The sequence below is a fragment of the Frigoribacterium sp. 9N genome, assembly GCF_902506305.1.
Lineage (GTDB): Bacteria > Actinomycetota > Actinomycetes > Actinomycetales > Microbacteriaceae > Frigoribacterium.
This window is the reverse complement of sequence record NZ_LR733392.1, coordinates 1875775-1892401: the sequence shown is the minus strand read 5'-3', so window position 1 is coordinate 1892401 and position 16627 is coordinate 1875775. Positions and strand designations below refer to the sequence as shown.

The 16627-nt window shown below is 68.6% G+C and carries 17 protein-coding genes; 9 read left to right on the top strand and 8 right to left on the bottom strand.

What is annotated here, in order from left to right; translation table 11 throughout:
• The first annotated feature begins 35 nt into the window (after window positions 1–35).
• On the top strand, window positions 36–575 hold the full coding sequence (locus ARTHRO9V_RS16015; protein WP_159827424.1) for a DUF4365 domain-containing protein: 540 nt from the start codon (window positions 36–38) through the stop codon (window positions 573–575).
• The gene (locus tag ARTHRO9V_RS11880; protein ID WP_159827421.1) at window positions 575–1738 is read left to right on the top strand and encodes a hypothetical protein; all 1164 of its coding nucleotides are present in this window, start codon (window positions 575–577) and stop codon (window positions 1736–1738) included. The genes ARTHRO9V_RS16015 and ARTHRO9V_RS11880 overlap by 1 nt, the downstream gene beginning before the upstream one ends.
• Before the next feature lie 49 nt (window positions 1739–1787).
• On the opposite strand, the gene ARTHRO9V_RS11875 is transcribed toward ARTHRO9V_RS11880, so the two are convergent.
• From ARTHRO9V_RS11875 to ARTHRO9V_RS11865, 3 genes are all read right to left on the bottom strand, one after another.
• A complete protein-coding gene (locus tag ARTHRO9V_RS11875) occupies window positions 1788–2261 on the bottom strand; it encodes a hypothetical protein (RefSeq protein ID WP_159827418.1) in 474 nt (157 codons plus the stop codon).
• A 104-nt stretch (window positions 2262–2365) separates the two neighbouring features.
• Window positions 2366–3157: a DUF2637 domain-containing protein gene (locus tag ARTHRO9V_RS11870; RefSeq protein WP_159827415.1), complete on the bottom strand. Its 792-nt coding sequence runs from the start codon at window positions 3155–3157 to the stop codon at window positions 2366–2368.
• A 563-nt stretch (window positions 3158–3720) separates the two neighbouring features.
• On the bottom strand, window positions 3721–3897 hold the full coding sequence (locus ARTHRO9V_RS11865; RefSeq protein ID WP_158612924.1) for a hypothetical protein: 177 nt from the start codon (window positions 3895–3897) through the stop codon (window positions 3721–3723).
• 155 nt (window positions 3898–4052) lie between these two features.
• On the opposite strand from ARTHRO9V_RS11865, the gene ARTHRO9V_RS11860 reads away from it, so the two are divergent.
• A complete protein-coding gene (locus ARTHRO9V_RS11860; RefSeq protein ID WP_159827412.1) occupies window positions 4053–4859 on the top strand; it encodes a phosphatase PAP2 family protein in 807 nt (268 codons plus the stop codon).
• A gap of 103 nt (window positions 4860–4962) precedes the next feature.
• Here the strand turns inward: ARTHRO9V_RS11860 and ARTHRO9V_RS11855 are convergent, their stop codons facing one another.
• Window positions 4963–5325 (bottom strand): VOC family protein, encoded by a 363-nt coding sequence (locus ARTHRO9V_RS11855; RefSeq protein ID WP_056043063.1) that lies wholly within the window; start codon window positions 5323–5325, stop codon window positions 4963–4965.
• Between the two features lie 72 nt (window positions 5326–5397).
• Here ARTHRO9V_RS11855 and ARTHRO9V_RS11850 point away from each other — a divergent pair, with 72 nt between their 5' ends.
• Window positions 5398–5838 carry a MarR family winged helix-turn-helix transcriptional regulator gene (locus tag ARTHRO9V_RS11850; RefSeq protein WP_056043060.1) on the top strand — a complete coding sequence of 147 codons (441 nt, stop codon included), beginning with the start codon at window positions 5398–5400 and terminating at the stop codon, window positions 5836–5838.
• Window positions 5839–5893: 55 nt separating this feature from the next.
• Here the strand turns inward: ARTHRO9V_RS11850 and ARTHRO9V_RS11845 are convergent, their stop codons facing one another.
• Window positions 5894–6916, bottom strand: coding sequence for a LacI family DNA-binding transcriptional regulator (locus ARTHRO9V_RS11845; protein WP_159827409.1), 1023 nt, complete (start codon window positions 6914–6916; stop codon window positions 5894–5896).
• 293 nt (window positions 6917–7209) lie between these two features.
• Between ARTHRO9V_RS11845 and ARTHRO9V_RS11840 the strand changes: the two genes are divergently transcribed.
• The 3 genes from ARTHRO9V_RS11840 to ARTHRO9V_RS11830 all read left to right on the top strand — a co-directional run bounded on the left by ARTHRO9V_RS11840 (window position 7210) and on the right by ARTHRO9V_RS11830 (window position 10540).
• Window positions 7210–8142: a carbohydrate ABC transporter permease gene (locus tag ARTHRO9V_RS11840; protein ID WP_159827406.1), complete on the top strand. Its 933-nt coding sequence runs from the start codon at window positions 7210–7212 to the stop codon at window positions 8140–8142.
• 89 nt (window positions 8143–8231) lie between these two features.
• Window positions 8232–9065: a carbohydrate ABC transporter permease gene (locus ARTHRO9V_RS11835; protein ID WP_056044474.1), complete on the top strand. Its 834-nt coding sequence runs from the start codon at window positions 8232–8234 to the stop codon at window positions 9063–9065.
• A gap of 146 nt (window positions 9066–9211) precedes the next feature.
• On the top strand, window positions 9212–10540 hold the full coding sequence (locus tag ARTHRO9V_RS11830; protein WP_159827403.1) for an ABC transporter substrate-binding protein: 1329 nt from the start codon (window positions 9212–9214) through the stop codon (window positions 10538–10540).
• A 97-nt stretch (window positions 10541–10637) separates the two neighbouring features.
• Here the strand turns inward: ARTHRO9V_RS11830 and ARTHRO9V_RS11825 are convergent, their stop codons facing one another.
• The 3 genes from ARTHRO9V_RS11825 to ARTHRO9V_RS11815 all read right to left on the bottom strand — a co-directional run bounded on the left by ARTHRO9V_RS11825 (window position 10638) and on the right by ARTHRO9V_RS11815 (window position 13462).
• A complete protein-coding gene (locus ARTHRO9V_RS11825; protein ID WP_201298971.1) occupies window positions 10638–11912 on the bottom strand; it encodes an APC family permease in 1275 nt (424 codons plus the stop codon).
• 288 nt (window positions 11913–12200) lie between these two features.
• Window positions 12201–12743, bottom strand: a complete 543-nt coding sequence (locus ARTHRO9V_RS11820) for a GNAT family N-acetyltransferase (protein WP_201298937.1) — start codon at window positions 12741–12743, stop codon at window positions 12201–12203.
• A 56-nt stretch (window positions 12744–12799) separates the two neighbouring features.
• The gene (locus ARTHRO9V_RS11815; protein ID WP_159827397.1) at window positions 12800–13462 is read right to left on the bottom strand and encodes a TetR/AcrR family transcriptional regulator; all 663 of its coding nucleotides are present in this window, start codon (window positions 13460–13462) and stop codon (window positions 12800–12802) included.
• A 92-nt stretch (window positions 13463–13554) separates the two neighbouring features.
• On the opposite strand from ARTHRO9V_RS11815, the gene ARTHRO9V_RS11810 reads away from it, so the two are divergent.
• Entirely contained in the window at window positions 13555–14196 is a 642-nt protein-coding gene (locus ARTHRO9V_RS11810; RefSeq protein WP_236557041.1) for a GNAT family N-acetyltransferase, read from the top strand.
• 121 nt (window positions 14197–14317) lie between these two features.
• Entirely contained in the window at window positions 14318–16528 is a 2211-nt protein-coding gene (locus ARTHRO9V_RS11805) for an NADP-dependent isocitrate dehydrogenase (protein ID WP_159827394.1), read from the top strand.
• Window positions 16529–16627 lie beyond the last annotated feature (99 nt).

Here is a 16627-nt window from a genome sequence, read left to right as displayed (position 1 = left end):
GCCTTCTGAAGAGTCGGTACTAACGAGGGGGAACCGTGACAGGGGCGCAACAGGCGGCGGCAGCGAAGCCACTTCCCAGGGTTGGCGAGCATTCGGTCCACCCTGATTTCTCGGACAACACCAGGAAAGCGCGGTATGGAGTTGCCTACCTAGCGTCAATTTTCGCTCAGGCGGGGGTTGGCTTCGTGGAGACCAGCCCGGATGAGGACCAAATGGCAATCGATGCCGAGGTTCGCTTTCCACGCCTAAGCTCCCGCGTTCAGGTCAAGTGCACGTCCAGATTCAAGCTCACAGGGCGAAGCGCGACGATGGATGTCGAACCAGAGTGGTTCCGAAAGTGGTCCGAAAGCTTCGCACCCGTGTATTTCGTCATAGTCGTTGTGCCGAAAGACGTGCCCGACTGGGTAGCGCACCCCGCAACCTCGACCGTCCATCGGGCGGCTGCCTACTGGGTGAGATTCGATGCGACCAAGCACTCGAAGAAGATTCAAGTGCCTAAGTCTCAGCGCCTTTCCCTAGAGACAGTCCACGCCTGGAAGCTCGAACTAGACCAGCTTCTGGAGGTGGCGAGCTAATGGCTGATTCGCGCCACAACGGTCAAGAACTGTTCTCTGCCTACCTCCTAAATCGCAACTGGGAAAAACGCCACGACGGGCGGCGGGCAAGCGTTTGGGCTCGGGGAGTCGTTGAAATAGGTCTTCCAGATGCTCTGAATGTGGGCTCCTTTGAGTGGACAGACGTGGTTCGTAGAGTCGCTGCCGCCGAAGGTAGGACGGAGAGTGCACTAGAAACCGATCTCGAGTTCTCGGGCTATGACGGCGTTCGATTTCGAATCGCGAACGAGAACTTCATCGGTCGCACTGTGCCGCTGCATAGTGGTCATAGTCTCGTGAACTCCGCGTACGCCATGCTGCGTGCCTCCGCGACGACGGCACAGCGACCACGCAGTCAGATAGGCAAGCACTACTCGAAAATTGGGGATGAATACCTCGAACGGGCTCGTCTCGGACACACGGAGGAGGGGTCGTTTATCCTCCCTGTTCTTTTCCGGCATGACGACAGTGAGCTGCCAACGGGACAGGACACGATTGCGGGAATCGAGCATGTCGCTCACGAATCCCCTCAGCGGCGCATCGTGCGCACGCTTGCGGAGAGTTTGCAGGCTTACCGAGTGCGAGTCATTGAGCCCGCCAAGGAAGTTCGCCAGCGTGATCTCCTGCCGGTGATTGCGGCTGGAGGTAGTCGCGAAATGTTCAGTGGTCTAGAAAAAATTCTCTACGACCCTGCTGTGGCGGAGTTTGACACGGGCTTCACGTGGGGGTTGACATTGCCCGCAGCTCGAACTGCTCCGTCTAAGGTTTCGATTCCGGTTGAGGCGCGCGAGCTAGTGAAGCAAACCGTCGAACTATTAACCGTTGCAGAAAAGTCTCCCCTAAGGGTAATTACCGGACCGATCGTCTCAATCGCGCACGAACCGGGAAGCCCGCTTGGTCAGATCGCAATTCAAGCTCCAAATGCGAATGGTCGCCCATCTAGGTACTTCGTGAACGTGCGGCGGAGGCAGCTTGAGTCGCTGCACGCATGGATGTCCGGCTCCATCACGGTGGTTGTTCAAGGAGTCATCGAGCACCTACCAGGTCGCCCGCTGCAACTGGCTGATGTTCTTGAACCAAAGCGCCTAGATGAGGCGTTCCTCAGCAGCACGGACGAGCAGGACGGAGCTGCCACGCCCGCATAGGAAGGCGACGTTCACGGCTAAGGGGCGGTTCTTGCGTCCAGTAGTTGGGCTAGGGCGTGTGCGTCGCCAGCTTAACGGTCGGCATCGACACAGGGTGCTGTGTCTCGAAGGCTTTCGGGGTCATCCGTCGAGCTGCGTACCAGTCACCCTCGCTCTTGAAGGCTCGACCCTTCCAGAAGAAGACGGTTTGACCTCGGGTGTTCTGACCTCGTGCCTGAGAGGGAGTGTTGCCGGTACGACCGCCACCGAGCAGGTCAAACATCTCGCGGCGGCGCTCCTGCTGCGCGCGTCCGCTCTGCTCCTGTTGGTGAGTCAGGGTGAGCGCCGGGTAACGAGGCTTGGCGTAGGGCACGCCTTGGTAGTAGTAGTCAGCGGTCCCGTCAGGGTGGACGACGGCTGGCTCGCCATTCAGGCTGTGGAGGCGACCGCGTGCATCGCGGTGCTCGACCGTGCCGTCTAGGAGCGTGCGCTCCGTCGTCAAGATGACCTTGTTTTTCGGCTTCTTGAATCGCTGATCGATCATGCCGCCGTTCTTCGCAATGGCTTCGGCTGCGCCCCTGCTCCCAATCCAGCGATGGGTCTTAACGCCGTTCTTATCCGTGACGGCTACGCGCTCTAGCCCTGGCATCAGCTCGCCTCCTTGCCCTCGTAGAGCCCGGCATCCTTGAGCACCTTGCGGGCTGTCGGAGCGGACGTGCCTACCCTCTTCGCGATTTCGGGGACGGACAGGGTTTTGGTGGTGAAGAGGGTATGGATCTCGGTACGCATCTCGTCGGTGAGGCGCGTCGTGGCTTTGGTGGTCGGGGCGGGCTTGTCGAGAGTGGTGGCGCTTTGCCCCTTCACGGACGAGTTGCTTACTTCAGCCGGGTCCAGTCCAGCGTCGATAGCGCTCTGACGCGCGGCAAGAGTTCTCTGACTTGCCGTGGGGGTAGCAAAGAAGAGTTCGATGAATTGGTGAAGTCCCACGAACACGAGCAGCGGCATGAAACCGTAAACCGTTGAAGCCACGATGACTTTGAAGTCAACCGCGTCTGCTTCGAGTGCCGGTCCCAGGATGTGGACAACGTTTAACGCGCAGGTGATGCCGATGAGTGCGAACAGGGTGGCGTATGCGCCGCGAGTTTTACGCCCCATCGCCTTCAGCACAGGAATAGTAAGGCTCAGGCAAACGATGAGCGCGTCGATTGAGCACGGAACAAGGAACGACGCGAAGCCGAGGAGCATCCACTCGCCAACCGCCATCTGGGAATTGAACGAGACAGCAAGAGCGCAACCGGAGACGATAAGGATCAATGAAACGACAACCATTTGGTAGCTGCGCGAGTTGGCGTGAATTCGACGGGCGACCGGTGTCGCCTTTGCGGCGTGGGTGGTCTGGGTCTTGTTGTGGGTGGCGAGTGTAGTTCTTTGCGCCTCCATAGCTAGTGTCATTTCTGGGCTCCGATTCCTACAAAGTTTCTATTAAAACAATTGTACTGGAAACGCAGAAAAGCTCTAGCGGAATAAGAAAAGAGAGCTTTAAGGTTCTTCATGCAGCTCGCTGAAGTTCCACAACCGTCCATATCTCAAAGCCGTGCACAGGGTTGGGGTTAAGTAGTGTGCTCCCCCAGGGGCACCTGACGTCGCTTAGCGACGATGCCCCTGCAGGGACTCGAACCCCTGCGGCTCCGCGCTCTGCGCGCCCGTCCAGGGGCACTCCTCGCTTGCGCTCGTCGAGCCCCTTGCGGGCCTCGAACCCGCGCGGCCCGACGGCGCTGGCGCGCCGTCCCCTCCAGGGGCACCTGACGTCGCTTCGCGACGATGCCCCTGGAGGGACTCGAACCCCTGCGGCTCCGCGCTCTGCGCGCCCGTCCAGGGGCACTCCTCGCTTGCGCTCGTCGAGCCCCTCGCTTGCGCTGGTCGAGCCCCTTGCGGGCCTCGAACCCCTGCGGCTCCGCGCTCTGCGCGCCCGTCCAGGGGCACTCCTCGCGAGCGCCGATCGGCTACGCGGGCAGCTCGGGCAGCGCCAGGAGGGCGATGCCGAGTGCGGCCGCCACCGCTCCCAACGCCGTGATCGCCACGCCCGGCAGGGCGCTGCCGCCGTCCCGCTGCCGGACGATCAGGACGCCGCCGACGATGCCGACGAGCCCCAGGACGAGGAGGGTGATCGAGAACACCATGAGGAGCCTTCCGGTTGGTGGGAACGGTGCTGACGTCGCCGAGCCTGCGTGGGGGAGTCGCCGGCGCACACGCCACCGTGAGTGCCCGTCGCGCTCAGACGGCCGGGAACCACGCTACCTGGAGGCCCCGATCGCCGAGGGGCCAGAGTGGGCTCATGCCGACCGCCGCTGAGACCGCCCGCACGACCCGCTACGACCGGCAGATCGGCCGTCGCGACCTCACCGAGTGGCGCTCGAGGCCGGGCCGGCGTCTCGCGTCGCGACACAAGGTCGTCGCGCAGAAGGTCGGCGCCCGCCGCGCCCTGGTCGCGACGCTCGCCGTCGGCGGAGGCATCGCCCTCGCGGCGACCGCCGGGGCGGCCTACATCTACGACGGTGTCACGGGTCGGGACGGCATCGAGAGCCTCGACCGGCCGGCGCTCGAGCGCGCGAAAAACCTCCGCTCCCCGGCGACGAACGGCGCGGCCGCCGCCCTCGCCCACGTCTTCGGGCCCGTCGTCCTGCCCGCCGTCACCGTCGGAGCCGCAGCGGCCTTCGGCTTCCGGGATCGCCACCCCAGCCCCGTCGCCCTCGTCGTGGCGGCCGGTGCGGGATCGCTCGCCATGACGGTCGTGGGCAAGAGGCTCATCAAGCGCAACCGGCCCGACCGTCACGAAGCCATCCCGCCGTACGAGAAGTCCCCGTCGTTCCCGTCCGGCCACACGCTGAACACCACCACGATCCTCGGCGTGCTCGCCTACCTCCTGGCTCTCCGGCAGGAGAAGCAGGCGCCGCAGGTCGCCCTCGTCGGGGCGGCAGCCGGGACGGCCGGCGTCGTGGGGTTGTCCCGCGTGCTGCTCGGGGCCCACTGGTTCACCGACGTCGCCGTCGGCTGGGTCAGCGGCATCGGCTGGCTCTCGCTGATCGTCACGAGCCACCGGCTCTACCTCAGCACCCAGGACGACGACGACGTCCACGAGTGACGCGGAGCCCGACCGACGCGACCACCGCGGCGGGCGGGCGCCGCGCCTCCTCGTCCGGCGCCTCCTCGTCCGGGGCCTCGTAGTCGGACGGCGGCGACGGGCGTCACGCGCGGTCGTGCAGGGTGACCTGGTAGCCGTCGGGGTCGACGAAGGTGAAGGTACGGCCGAAGGGGCCGTCGACCGGCGGGGTGGCGATCTCGACGTCGGCGGCGACCAGGGCGTCGTGGATCGCCTGCGCGTCGGGGGCGAGCAGCCAGAGGCCGACGCCGCGACCGAGCGGGGCCGCGTCGAGGTCGACGCCGGGCAGCGGGCCCCGCACGGCGAACGCGATCGGGGTCGTGGCGAAGACGACGGCGTGGGGCGGGCCGTCCTGCCGGGTGAGCCCGAGGTGCCGTTCGTAGAACGCGGCCGAGCGCTCGACGTCGCGGACCTGGAGGGAGATGAAGTCGGGGCCGGTGGCGGTCATGGTGCCTGCTTTCGTGTCGTGGCGGTTGATGTCAGTTGACTGACACAGCAGAACTTATGTCAGAATACTGACATGAGTCAAGCCGCGTCGACCATCGACCTAGAGACCTCCGTGGGGTATCTGCTGAAGGAGGCGTCGAGTGCCCTCCGCGCCGCCATGGAGGCCGAGCTGCGCCCGTTGGGCATGACGATCACGCACTACTCGTGCCTCGAGCTCCTGGCCCAGCGCCCCGGGCTCTCGAACTCCGAGCTCGCCCGCGGCGCCTTCGTCACGCGACAGTCCATGAACGTGCTGTTGCAGTCGCTCGAGCGCGACGGGCTCGTGCGGCGGGCCGACCGGGCGCCGTCGGGGCGGGCGCTGCCGACCGAGTTGACGGCGGCGGGCCGCCGCCAACTGGCGACGGCGAGTGCCGCCGTGCGGGGCGTCGAGGACGCGATGACGCGAGGGCTCGACCAGGAGGCGCGGCGTCAGGTGGTCACGGCCCTGCGGGGATTCGCGGCCGCGTTGCGCTGACCGACGCGGTCACGGTTCGTCTCGTCGCGCCTCCCCGTGTGGCGCCAGGGACGGGTCAGGCGCTCTCGCGCCACATGATCTCGGTCGGCAACAGGAGCGCGGTGTGCGTCTCGTCGGTGCCGCCGAGCTGGTCGAGGACCTGGCGGGCGGCCCGTCGGCCCAGCTCTTCGGCGGGCTGGCGCACGGTCGAGAGGGGCGGGGTGCAGCGCAGCGCCCACGAGCTGTCGTCGAAGCCGACGATGCCGAGGTCGCCGGGCACCGAGATCCCCCGCCGGTGGAGGACGTCGAGGGCCCCGGCGGCGACGGCGTCCGACGCCGCGAAGACCCCGTCGACCCGGGGGTCCCGCTCGAGCAACTCGGTCATGCCGTCGACGCCGGCCGAGTAGCTGTAGAACGGGTTGCGCACCACGAGCTCCGGGTCGTAGAGGTCGCTGAGCGCGGCGCGGAAGCCGGCGAGGCGGTCTTCGCCCGAGTCGCGGTCGAGTCCCGAGGCGAGCATGCCGACCCGGGTGCGCCCCGTCGACACGAGACGGCGCACGATGGCCTCGGCGGCGGCCTGGTTGTCGATGCCGATGAACGGGATGTCGGGAGCGTCGCTCGGGTGGCCGACGAACGAGGCCGCCAGCCCGAGCTCGGCGACGGCCTGCGAGATGGGGTCGCCCGTCCGGGCGGACAGGATGATCGCCCCGTCGACGAAGCCCCCGCGCAGGTACTCGACCACGCGGTCGCTGTCGCGCTGGGAGTCGATCATCAGCGTGACGAGTTGGTGGTCGGCCTGCGACAGCACGGCGTTGGTGCCGATCAGGATGTTGCCGATGTTCGGGTCGTCGAGCACGACCGAATGGGGCTCGTGGACGATCAGCGCGATCGCGCGCGACCGCTGGGTGACGAGGTTGCGCGCAGCCGCGTTGCGGACGTAGCCCACCTTGGCCACGGCGGCCTCGACGGCCTCGCGCGCCTGGTGCGAGACGTACGGTTCGTTGTTCAGCACGCGCGACACGGTGCCCCGGGAGATGCCTGCCTCGGCGGCCACGTCGTGGATCGTGGCACGCCGACGCGGAGATCTCGGACCGGGCATGTCGGTCACCCTAGCGGAGCCCGGACCCTCGGGATCGTTCCCGGGAGGGCGAACGGAGGTCGCACGGAGGGCGAAGGACGGGCGGCCGGTCGGGTCACCGTACGATCACGGTCGGCCCCTCCGCTTTGACAAACCGGCGACCGTGGGCTTAGCTCTGTGAACGTTCCCAGAAAATGCCACCCGATCCTTCGGGTCATCCTCTGGGAACGATCACAGAAACCCTGTGAACCTTCGCCGTCGAAGGGCCTCCGGCCGTTCGTGAAGGACACCCGCCGAAGAAGCCGAGGCCCCGTGTGACCCAGACTGCTGCCGAGCCCGCCGTCGTCGCCCCGCCGTCCCCGCGTCCGACGAGACCGCGGAAGCCGTTCCGGTACCGCAAGGCGATCGCGATCTTCATCCTCCCCTTCGCGGCGCTCTTCGCGGCGTTCTACCTGACGCCCATCCTCTACGCCGTCTTCCAGTCGCTGCAGAAGGTCGAACGCGAGGGCACGTTCGGTGCCCCGACCCAGGTCTTCGGCGGCCTCTCGCAGTACGCGTTGGTCTTCCAGAACACCGAGTTCTGGTCGTCCATCGGCCGGGTGCTGCTCTTCGGCGTCGTCCAGGTCCCCGTGATGCTGCTGCTCGCCCTGCTCTTCGCGCTGCTGCTCGACTCGCCCCTGCTGCGCGGCAAGCGGTTCTTCCGCCTCGCGTTCTTCGCGCCCTACGCCGTGCCCGGCGTCATCGCGGCGATCATGTGGGGCTACCTCTACTCGCCGAGCCTCTCGCCGTTCTCGGCCGTCACGTCGCGGGCCGGCCTCCTCGACGGCGGTACGGTGCTCTGGGCCGTGGCCAACGTCGTCACCTGGGTGTTCGTCGGCTACAACATGCTGATCATCTACTCGTCGCTCCTCGCGATCCCCACCGAGATCTACGAGGCGGCCCGCCTCGACGGGGCCTCGCAATGGCGCATCGCCGTGTCGATCAAGATCCCGCTGGTCGTCCCCGCGATCGTGCTGACCGCCGTCTTCTCGGTCATCGGCACCCTGCAGCTGCTGACCGAACCGCTGGTCTTCCGCCAGTTCACGTCGACCATCTCGTCGACCTTCACGCCGAACATGCTCGTCTACTCGACGTCCTCGGTGCCCAACTTCAACCTCGCGGCGGCGTTCAGCGTCGTCCTCGCGGTCGCCACGTTCATCCTCTCGATCGGGTTCCTCCGGTTGACCCAGCGGAAGGCCGACCAGTGACCGTCGACGCCCCCATCCGTCCCGCCCAGTCGTTCGACGACGCGACGACCCCTGCTCGCCGACGCGGCGGGGGGCCCCGCGAGAGCGTGATGTCGCGAACGGCCGCCATGGTCATCATGGGCGCCTTCACGCTCTACTTCCTCGTGCCGATCTTCTGGCTGCTGGTGTCGTCGACCAAGACGCTCGACAACTTCAACTCGAGTGCCGCCCTGTGGTTCTCGCCGACGTCGGCGCAGGACTTCGTCGGCAACGTCGGCCGGCTGTTCACGTACAACGACGGCATCTTCCCGCGGTGGATGCTCAACAGCATCGTCTACGCGACGGTCGCCGGCGCGCTCGGCACGATCCTGTCGGCGATGTGCGGCTACGCCCTGGCCAAGTACCGCTTCTGGGGTCGTGAAGCGCTGTTCAACATCTTCCTGGGTGGCGTGCTCGTGCCGGCGACGGCCCTGGCGCTGCCGCTGTTCCTGATCTTCAGCAAGGTCGAACTGACCGACACCTTCTGGGCGGTCTTCCTGCCCAGCATCGTGAGCCCGTTCGGCGTGTACCTCAGCCGCATCTACGCCGCGTCGAGCGTCCCCGACGAGATCGTCGAGGCCGCCCGAATCGACGGCTCGAGCGAACTGCGCACGTTCTTCACCGTGGCGATCCGGCTGATGTCGCCCGCCCTCGTGACGGTGTTCCTGTTCCAGTTCGTCGCCATCTGGAACAACTTCTTCCTGCCGCTGGTGATGCTGCGGTCCCAGGAGCTCTTCCCCGTGACCCTCGGTCTCTACACCTGGAACTCCAACGTGAGCCAGTACCCCGAACTGCGCACCCTGGTGCTCGTCGGCGCGCTGGTCTCGATCATCCCCCTGCTCGTCGCCTTCCTCAGCCTGCAGCGCTTCTGGCGCAGCGGCCTGGGGTCCGGCGGCCTCAAGTAGCCGATCCCGCGGCCCCGGCCGTCCCGATCTGCCGCTCCCGTCCTGATCCACCGACCCGCACCTCCTCGACCTCCTCTCCGCAAGGCAACGACGTCGTTCCCTCCCGTGGCCGGCCCCTCCGGCTCCGCACCCCGATTGGACACCAGATGAAGACATCCCGAGTACTCACGATCGCGGCGGCCGCCGTGGTCTCGACCATGGCCCTCGCCGGTTGCAGCTCCGGCAGCGGCTCGGACGGCGCCTCCGGCGACTCCGCCTCGTGCGAGGCGTCCTCCGGCAAGGTCACCCTGAACTTCACGACCTGGGTGCCGAACATGGACAAGGTCGTCGCCCTCTGGAACGAGGAGAACCCCGACATCCAGGTGAAGGTCTCGATCGTGCCGAACGGCAACAGCGGCACCTACCAGAACTTCTTCAACCAGCTGCAGGCCGGCAACGCGCCGGACATCGGCCAGGTCGAGTACGACACCCTGCCCGCCTTCCGCGTGCAAGACGGACTGGCGAACATCGCCTCGTGCGAGGGCGTCTCCGCCGCGAAGGCCGACTACTCGGACGGCCTCTGGAACCAGGTCACCTTCGGCGAGGACGATTCCGTCTACGCGATCCCGCAGGACTCCGGTCCCATGGCGCTGTACTACCGCAAGGACCTCTTCGAGCAGGCCGGCCTCGACGTCCCCACCACGTGGGAGCAGTACGCCGAGGACGCCGTGAAGATCAAGGAGATGGGCGGCAGCATCACCAACTTCGCCAAGGGCGACGTGAACCAGTTCGCCGGTCTGGTGTCGCAGGCCGGTGGCCAGTGGTTCGACACCGCGGACGGCACCTGGAAGGTCGACATGGGCGACGAGGCCTCGACCAAGGTCGCCGACTACTGGCAGGACCTCATCTCGAAGGACCTCGTCACGACCCTGCCGAGCTTCACCGACGAGTGGAACAACGCGTACAACACCGACCAGGACTGGACCTGGGTCTCGGCGGTCTGGGGTGCCAACACCATCTCGAGCGGCGCCCCCGACACGTCGGGCAAGTGGGCCGTCGCGCCCATGCCGCAGTGGAAGGACGGCGAGTCCGCGTCGGCCGCTTGGGGCGGATCGTCGAACGTCGTCTTCAAGGGCAGCGAACACCCCGCCGAGGCGTCGAAGTTCCTGGTGTGGCTTAACACCTCGACCGAGTCGCTCGAGGCGCTGAACAAGGAGGCCAACCTGTACCCGGCCTCCACGACCGGCGCCGACCTGCCGGCCCTGACCTCGGGCGTCGAGTTCTACGGCGACCAGGCCATCTACGAGGACTTCGCGAAGGCCGCCGAGAACATCCAGCCCTTCACGTGGGGACCGACGATGACGCAGACCTACAGCGACATCTCGGACGGCTTCGGGGCGGCCGCCTCGGGTGACGGCACCCTCCTCGACGCCTTGGAGTCGGGCCAGGAGAAGACCGTGGCCGCGATGAAGGCCCAGTCGATCACCGTCGAGTAGCGATGACCCGAGGAGGCGCGGTGTCGGTGATCCCGGCACCGCGCCTCCTCTGCGTCTCCGGCCGGTATCGCGCCGGCCGGTGTCCGGCCGCGGCGCCTCAGCGCCCCGCGGTGGCCCGGTTCCTCGCCCGCGCGACGAGGTACAGCACGGTGCCCGCCGCGAGCAGGATCGCCCCGAACAGCCAGACCTGCCCGCCCTGCTGCGACATCAGCAGCAGGCAGGACGCGACGCCGGCCACCGGCACGGCCGTCCAGACGCGGAAGTGCGCGTGGTCGACCCGGTCTCGACGCAGCACCAGCACGGCCACGTTCGTGCTGATGAACACGAACAGCAGCAACAGGACGACCGTCTCGGCGAGGACGCTGATGTCGCCGACGGTGGTCAACGCCATGGCGACGGCCGTGGTGACCGCGATCGCGGCCCAGGGCGTCTTCCGTCGGGGCAGGACCGCACCGAACGAGCGGGGCAACAGCCCCTGCTCGGCCATGCCGAAGGTCACGCGGCTCGCCATGATCATCGTCAGCAGGGCGCCGTTGGCGACGGCCACGAGGGCGATGAGGCTGAACACCCAGGTGGGCACGCCGACGCCGGTCGCGGCGACGACCGCCAGCAGGGGACCGGTCGAGTCCGCGAGCTCGGCGGGCGGCAACGCCCCGGCGCTCGCGAGCCCGACGAGCACGTAGACCACGCCCGCCGTGGCCAACCCGCCGAACAGGGCGCGGGGGTAGACCCGGCTCGGTTCGCGCACCTCCTCGGCGACGTTCGCACTCGTCTCGAAGCCGACGAACGAGTAGTACGCGATGATCGCCGCACCGAGCGTGGCCAGGGCGGGGTTCGCGTCGACGGGGAACTCCCCGACACGCGAGACGTCTCCGCCCCCGCCGCCGAGCATCACGGCCACGACCGCGATCACGATGACGAGGCCGCTCACCTCGACGACGGTCATGACCACGTTGCCCCGCAAGGACTCGCTGATGCCCCGGGCGTTGAGCAGGGCGACGAGTGCCAGGAAGGCGATGGCGGTCGGCACCGGGGGCAGGTCGACGAAGGTGCCGAGGTAGTCGCCGGCGAAGGCCAGCGAGAGGCCCGCCGCACTCGTCACGCCGGCCGCCAGCATGCTGAAGCCGACCAGGAACGAGACCAGTGGCCGACGGAACGCCCTCTCGGCGAAGATCGCCGCCCCTCCTGCCTTGGGGTACTTGGTGACGAGCTCGGCGTACGAGCCCGCGGTCAGCAGCGCCAGGAGCAGGGCGAGCACGAGCGGGGCCCAGAGCGCCCCACCGACCTCGGCCGACAGGGTTCCCATCAGGGCGTAGATCCCGGCCCCGAGCACGTCGCCGAGGATGAAGAGGTAGAGCAGCGGGCCCGTGATCGCCTGCTTGAGCTTGGACTGCCCGACGGCCGGGCCTCCGGTCGGGGGCTGCGGGACGTCGCGGGTCGCCGGCTCGGCCGTGGGTCCTCCTCGTCCGGGCCGGGCGGGGTGCGCAGGCCTCGCCGACGAACGAACCACGACCGAGCCGTCGGGGGCCGAGTGCCGGCCGGGGGTTGACGAACGGTCACCTCGTGGGTCATGAGCTGGCCGACGTGGTCGGCCGGGTCGCCGTGTCGGGGTGACCCGGTCGGGTGTTGCGGGCCGACCCCGTCGGGTGTTGCGGCCCGCTCAGTCGGTGGGGCGGGCGCCGTCCGACGGCCCGGCCGCCTCGGCGAGCCCGGCCCCGTGCGTCGGGGCGCCGTCCAGGGAGCGGCCGAGCGACACCGTGCCCTCGTCGTCCGCGTAGTGGCCGTAGGCCGCGATCGGCCCGTAGCCGGCCGACTCGTAGAGGCGGATCGCGGTGTCGTGGGCCACGTTGGTCTCGATCACCATCTCGGTGACGCCGGCGTGTGCGGCCGACCGTTCGAGCCAGTGCAGCACGAGCCGGGACAGGCCGTGCCCGCGCCGGTCGGGCCGGACGTACATCCGCTTCAGCTCGGCCCGTCCGTCGGGCAGCAGGCGCCAGGCTCCGAGCGCCACGGGCTCGCCGGCCTCGTAGGCCACGGCGAACGTGCCCCTCGGCAGCTCGAACTCGGAGCGGTCGATCGGGCTGTCGTCGCGCCCGCCGTAGATCTCGACGTACAACTCTTGCAGTCCTTCGACGAGCTGCTGCACGTCGGGGTGGTCGTAGGGGCGGGGTTCGATGCTCGTCGCGGGCGCCGGAGTGGTCACCGGACCATCTTCGCCGATCAGGCGAGGTGCGGCTCGGCCCGGTGTGGCCCGGTGCGTCAGTCCGCGTCGCGCCCGGTCACCCGGTCGAGACCGGACGAGGAGGCGCGGCGAGCGTCCCCGAGGTCGCACCCGAGGGCCACGAGCACGCGGGCGACCAGCTCGACCGTCCACGCGGGGGTGACGAGTTCGGGGGTCGACCACCAGGTGTGCAGCCCGCCGAGGAGGCTGCCGCCGACCAGGGACAGCGCCAGGTCGACGTCCAGCTCGGCGAAGGAGCCCGCCGCCTGCCCGGCCTGCACGAGAGCCCGCGCCTGCGGCACCAGCGCGGCCTCGGCGTCGAGCAGGCGCAGGCCGTTGCGCGCGACGACCACGGCCACGGCCGGGTCGCTGTCGGCCAGCCCGAGGACCACGTGCATCGCGATCGCCGCGGTCGTCACGGGGGAGTCGTCCGCGCGCCCGAGCGTCGCCATGCGCTCGGTCTGCGCGTCGAGCACGCTCCGCACGGCCTCGTCGAACAACGCGTCCTTGCCGGCGAAGTGGTTGTAGAACGTGCCGAGGCCGACATCGGCCAGCTGTGTGATCTCGGCGACGGGGACGGCGGCGTAGTCGGCCCGCCGCAAGAGGACGACGCCGGCCTCGATCAACTTGCGACGCGTGTCGCGCGTGCGGCGGGACGTCCTCGAGGGGGCGACCCGCGCCTCCTCGTCGTCCGGTTTCACAGCGGCCTCTCACGTGTCGGGCGGGATGTCTGGCTACATTCTGTCACGACTGACGAATCCGTCAATCATGACGAATCATTCGAGGAGACACCGTGCCCGACGTGACCATCACCGCCGCCCGCCCGGACCAGCTGGACGCGGCCGCCGCCGTGCTCGCCGAGGGGTTCCGCGACGATCCCGTCATGCTCGGGTTCGTCCCGCGCGGGCGGCGGCGGCATGCCCGTCTGGTCGACCTCTTCGCGGCGATGATGCGGTCGATCCCGGCGGGCCGTCGCACGGTCGACGTGGCCGTGGCGGATGCCGGCCGGGACGTCGTGGGGGCGGCCGTCTGGGAGGCGCCGCGCACCCGACCGTCCTCGCCGCTGCGCCTGCCGGTGTCGCTCGCGGAGCTCGGGCAGCTGCCGGGGTACCTGCGGGCCCTCGGGCTCGGCGGGCTCGTGCCGGCGGCCCGCCACCAGGCGACCCTGGCGGCACCCCGCCCGCGGCTGCCGCACTGGTACCTCGGCGAGATCGCGGTCGGCGACGCGGCACGGGGGCTCGGCGTGGGCACCTCGTTGATCGAGCACCGCCTCGCGGCGATCGACGAGACGGGCGCCGCCGCCTACCTCGAGTCGTCGACCGAGCGGAACCGGGCGCTCTACCGGCGCCTGGGCTTCGTCGAGCTGGGGCCGATCCGCGGGCTCCCGGGGGCGACGCCCGCGGCGATGTGGCGCCCGGCGACACGGACGACCTGAGCCGCGCGGGCGGGCCGTCCAGACCGGGCATGTATCTTCATGTCGAGAGACTTCTGCGCGGTAGCGTAGAGGCAGCACCACCGAGCACACGCATGCCCGACAACGAGGGAGCACCTGCCGCATGGCGAAGATCATCTACACGCTGACCGACGAGGCGCCCATGCTGGCGACCTACTCGTTCCTGCCCATCATCCAGGCCTACGCCAAGACCGCGGGGGTCGACGTCGAGACCCGCGACATCTCGCTGGCGGCCCGCATCATCAGCCAGTTCCCCGAGCGCCTCACCGACGAGCAGCGCCAGGGCGACGCCCTCGCCGAGCTGGGGGCCCTGGCGAAGACGCCCGAGGCCAACATCATCAAGCTTCCGAACATCTCGGCCTCGATGCCGCAGCTCAAGGCCGCCGTGGCCGAACTCCGGTCGCAGGGCTACGACCTGCCCGACTACCCCGACTCGCCCTCGACCGACGCCGAGCGCGACGTCAAGGCCCGGTACGACAAGGTCAAGGGCAGCGCGGTCAACCCCGTGCTGCGCGAGGGCAACAGCGACCGTCGTGCTCCGCTCTCGGTCAAGAACTACGCCCGCAAGCACCCGCACCGCATGGGCGCCTGGACGGCCGACTCGAAGACGAACGTCGCGACCATGGGCGTCGACGACTTCCGTTCGAACGAGAAGACGGTCGTCATCCCGGCCGACGACACCCTGCGCATCGAGTTCGTCGGCGCCGACGGCGAGACCCGCGTGCTGCGCGAGTCGATCCCCGTGCTGGCCGGCGAGGTCGTGGACGGCACCGTGCTGCACGTCGCCGCGCTGCACGAGTTCCTGGCCGCACAGATCGCCCGGGCCGAGGCCGAGGGCGTCCTGTTCTCGGTCCACCTCAAGGCCACGATGATGAAGATCAGCGACCCGATCCTCTTCGGTCACGTGATCCGCGCCTTCTTCCCCCGCGTCTTCGAGCAGTACGGTGCCGATCTGCAGGCTGCCGGGCTCGACCCCGCCAACGGTCTCAACGGCATCCTGCAGGGCCTCGCGGCACTGCCGAACGGCGACGAGGTCAAGGCCGCCTTCGACCAGGGGATCGCCGACGGGCCCGACCTCGCCATGGTCGACTCCGACAAGGGCGTCACCAACCTGCACGTGCCGAGCGACGTCATCGTCGACGCGTCGATGCCCGCGATGATCCGCACGTCGGGCCACATGTGGGGCCCCGACGGCGACGAGCACGACACCCTGGCCGTCATCCCCGACTCGAGCTACGCCGGCATCTACCAGGCCGTGCTCGACGACTGCCGTGCGAACGGCGCCTTCGACCCCGCGACCATGGGCTCGGTGCCGAACGTCGGCCTGATGGCGCAGGCCGCCGAAGAGTACGGCTCGCACGACAAGACCTTCGAGGTGCCCGGCGACGGCACCGTCCGCGTCGTGGACCAGGCGGGCGAGACGCTCATCGAGCACGAGGTCGCCACGGGCGACATCTGGCGCGCCTGCCAGACGAAGGACGTCCCGATCCGCGACTGGGTCAAGCTCGCCGTCACGCGGGCCCGCGCCAGCCAGACCCCGGCGGTCTTCTGGCTCGACGAGACCCGTGCCCACGACGCGACCCTGATCGGGCTCGTCCGCACGTACCTCGCCGAACACGACACCGAGGGCCTGCAGATCGAGATCCTCTCGCCCGTCGACGCGATGGCGTTCTCGCTCGAGCGCATCCGCCGTGGCGACGACACCATCTCGGTCACCGGGAACGTGCTGCGCGACTACCTGACCGACCTGTTCCCGATCATGGAGCTCGGCACCTCGGCCAAGATGCTCTCGGTCGTGCCGTTGATCAACGGCGGCGGCCTGTTCGAGACGGGTGCCGGCGGTTCGGCCCCGAAGCACGTCTCGCAGCTCGTCGAGCAGGACTACCTGCGCTGGGACAGCCTGGGCGAGTTCCTCGCCCTCGCGGTCAGCTTCGAGCACCTCGCGACGTCGACCGACAACGCGCGGGCGCAGATCCTCGCCGACACGCTCGACCGCGCCACCGGCACCTTCCTCGACGAGAACAAGTCGCCCGGTCGCAAGCTCGGCTCGATCGACAACCGCGGCAGCCACTTCTACCTGGCCAAGTACTGGGCCGACGAGCTCGCCGCCCAGACCGACGACGCCGAACTGGCCGCCGCCTTCGCCGGGCTGGCCGCCACCCTCGGCGGGGCCGAAGAGGCGATCGTCGCCGAACTGATCGAGCCCCAGGGCACGGCCGTCGACATCGGGGGCTACTACCACCCCGACGCAGCCAAGACCGAAGCCGTGATGCGCCCGTCGCGCACGCTGAACGAGGCGCTCGCGACGCTGTAGGTCGTCGGTCGCCGGGCGCAGGTCGCTCGAGAACAGGAGGCGCGGTGCCCGTCGGCACCGCGCCTCCCGTCGTCCGTCGGGTCGGGCCGTCGTCCGGTC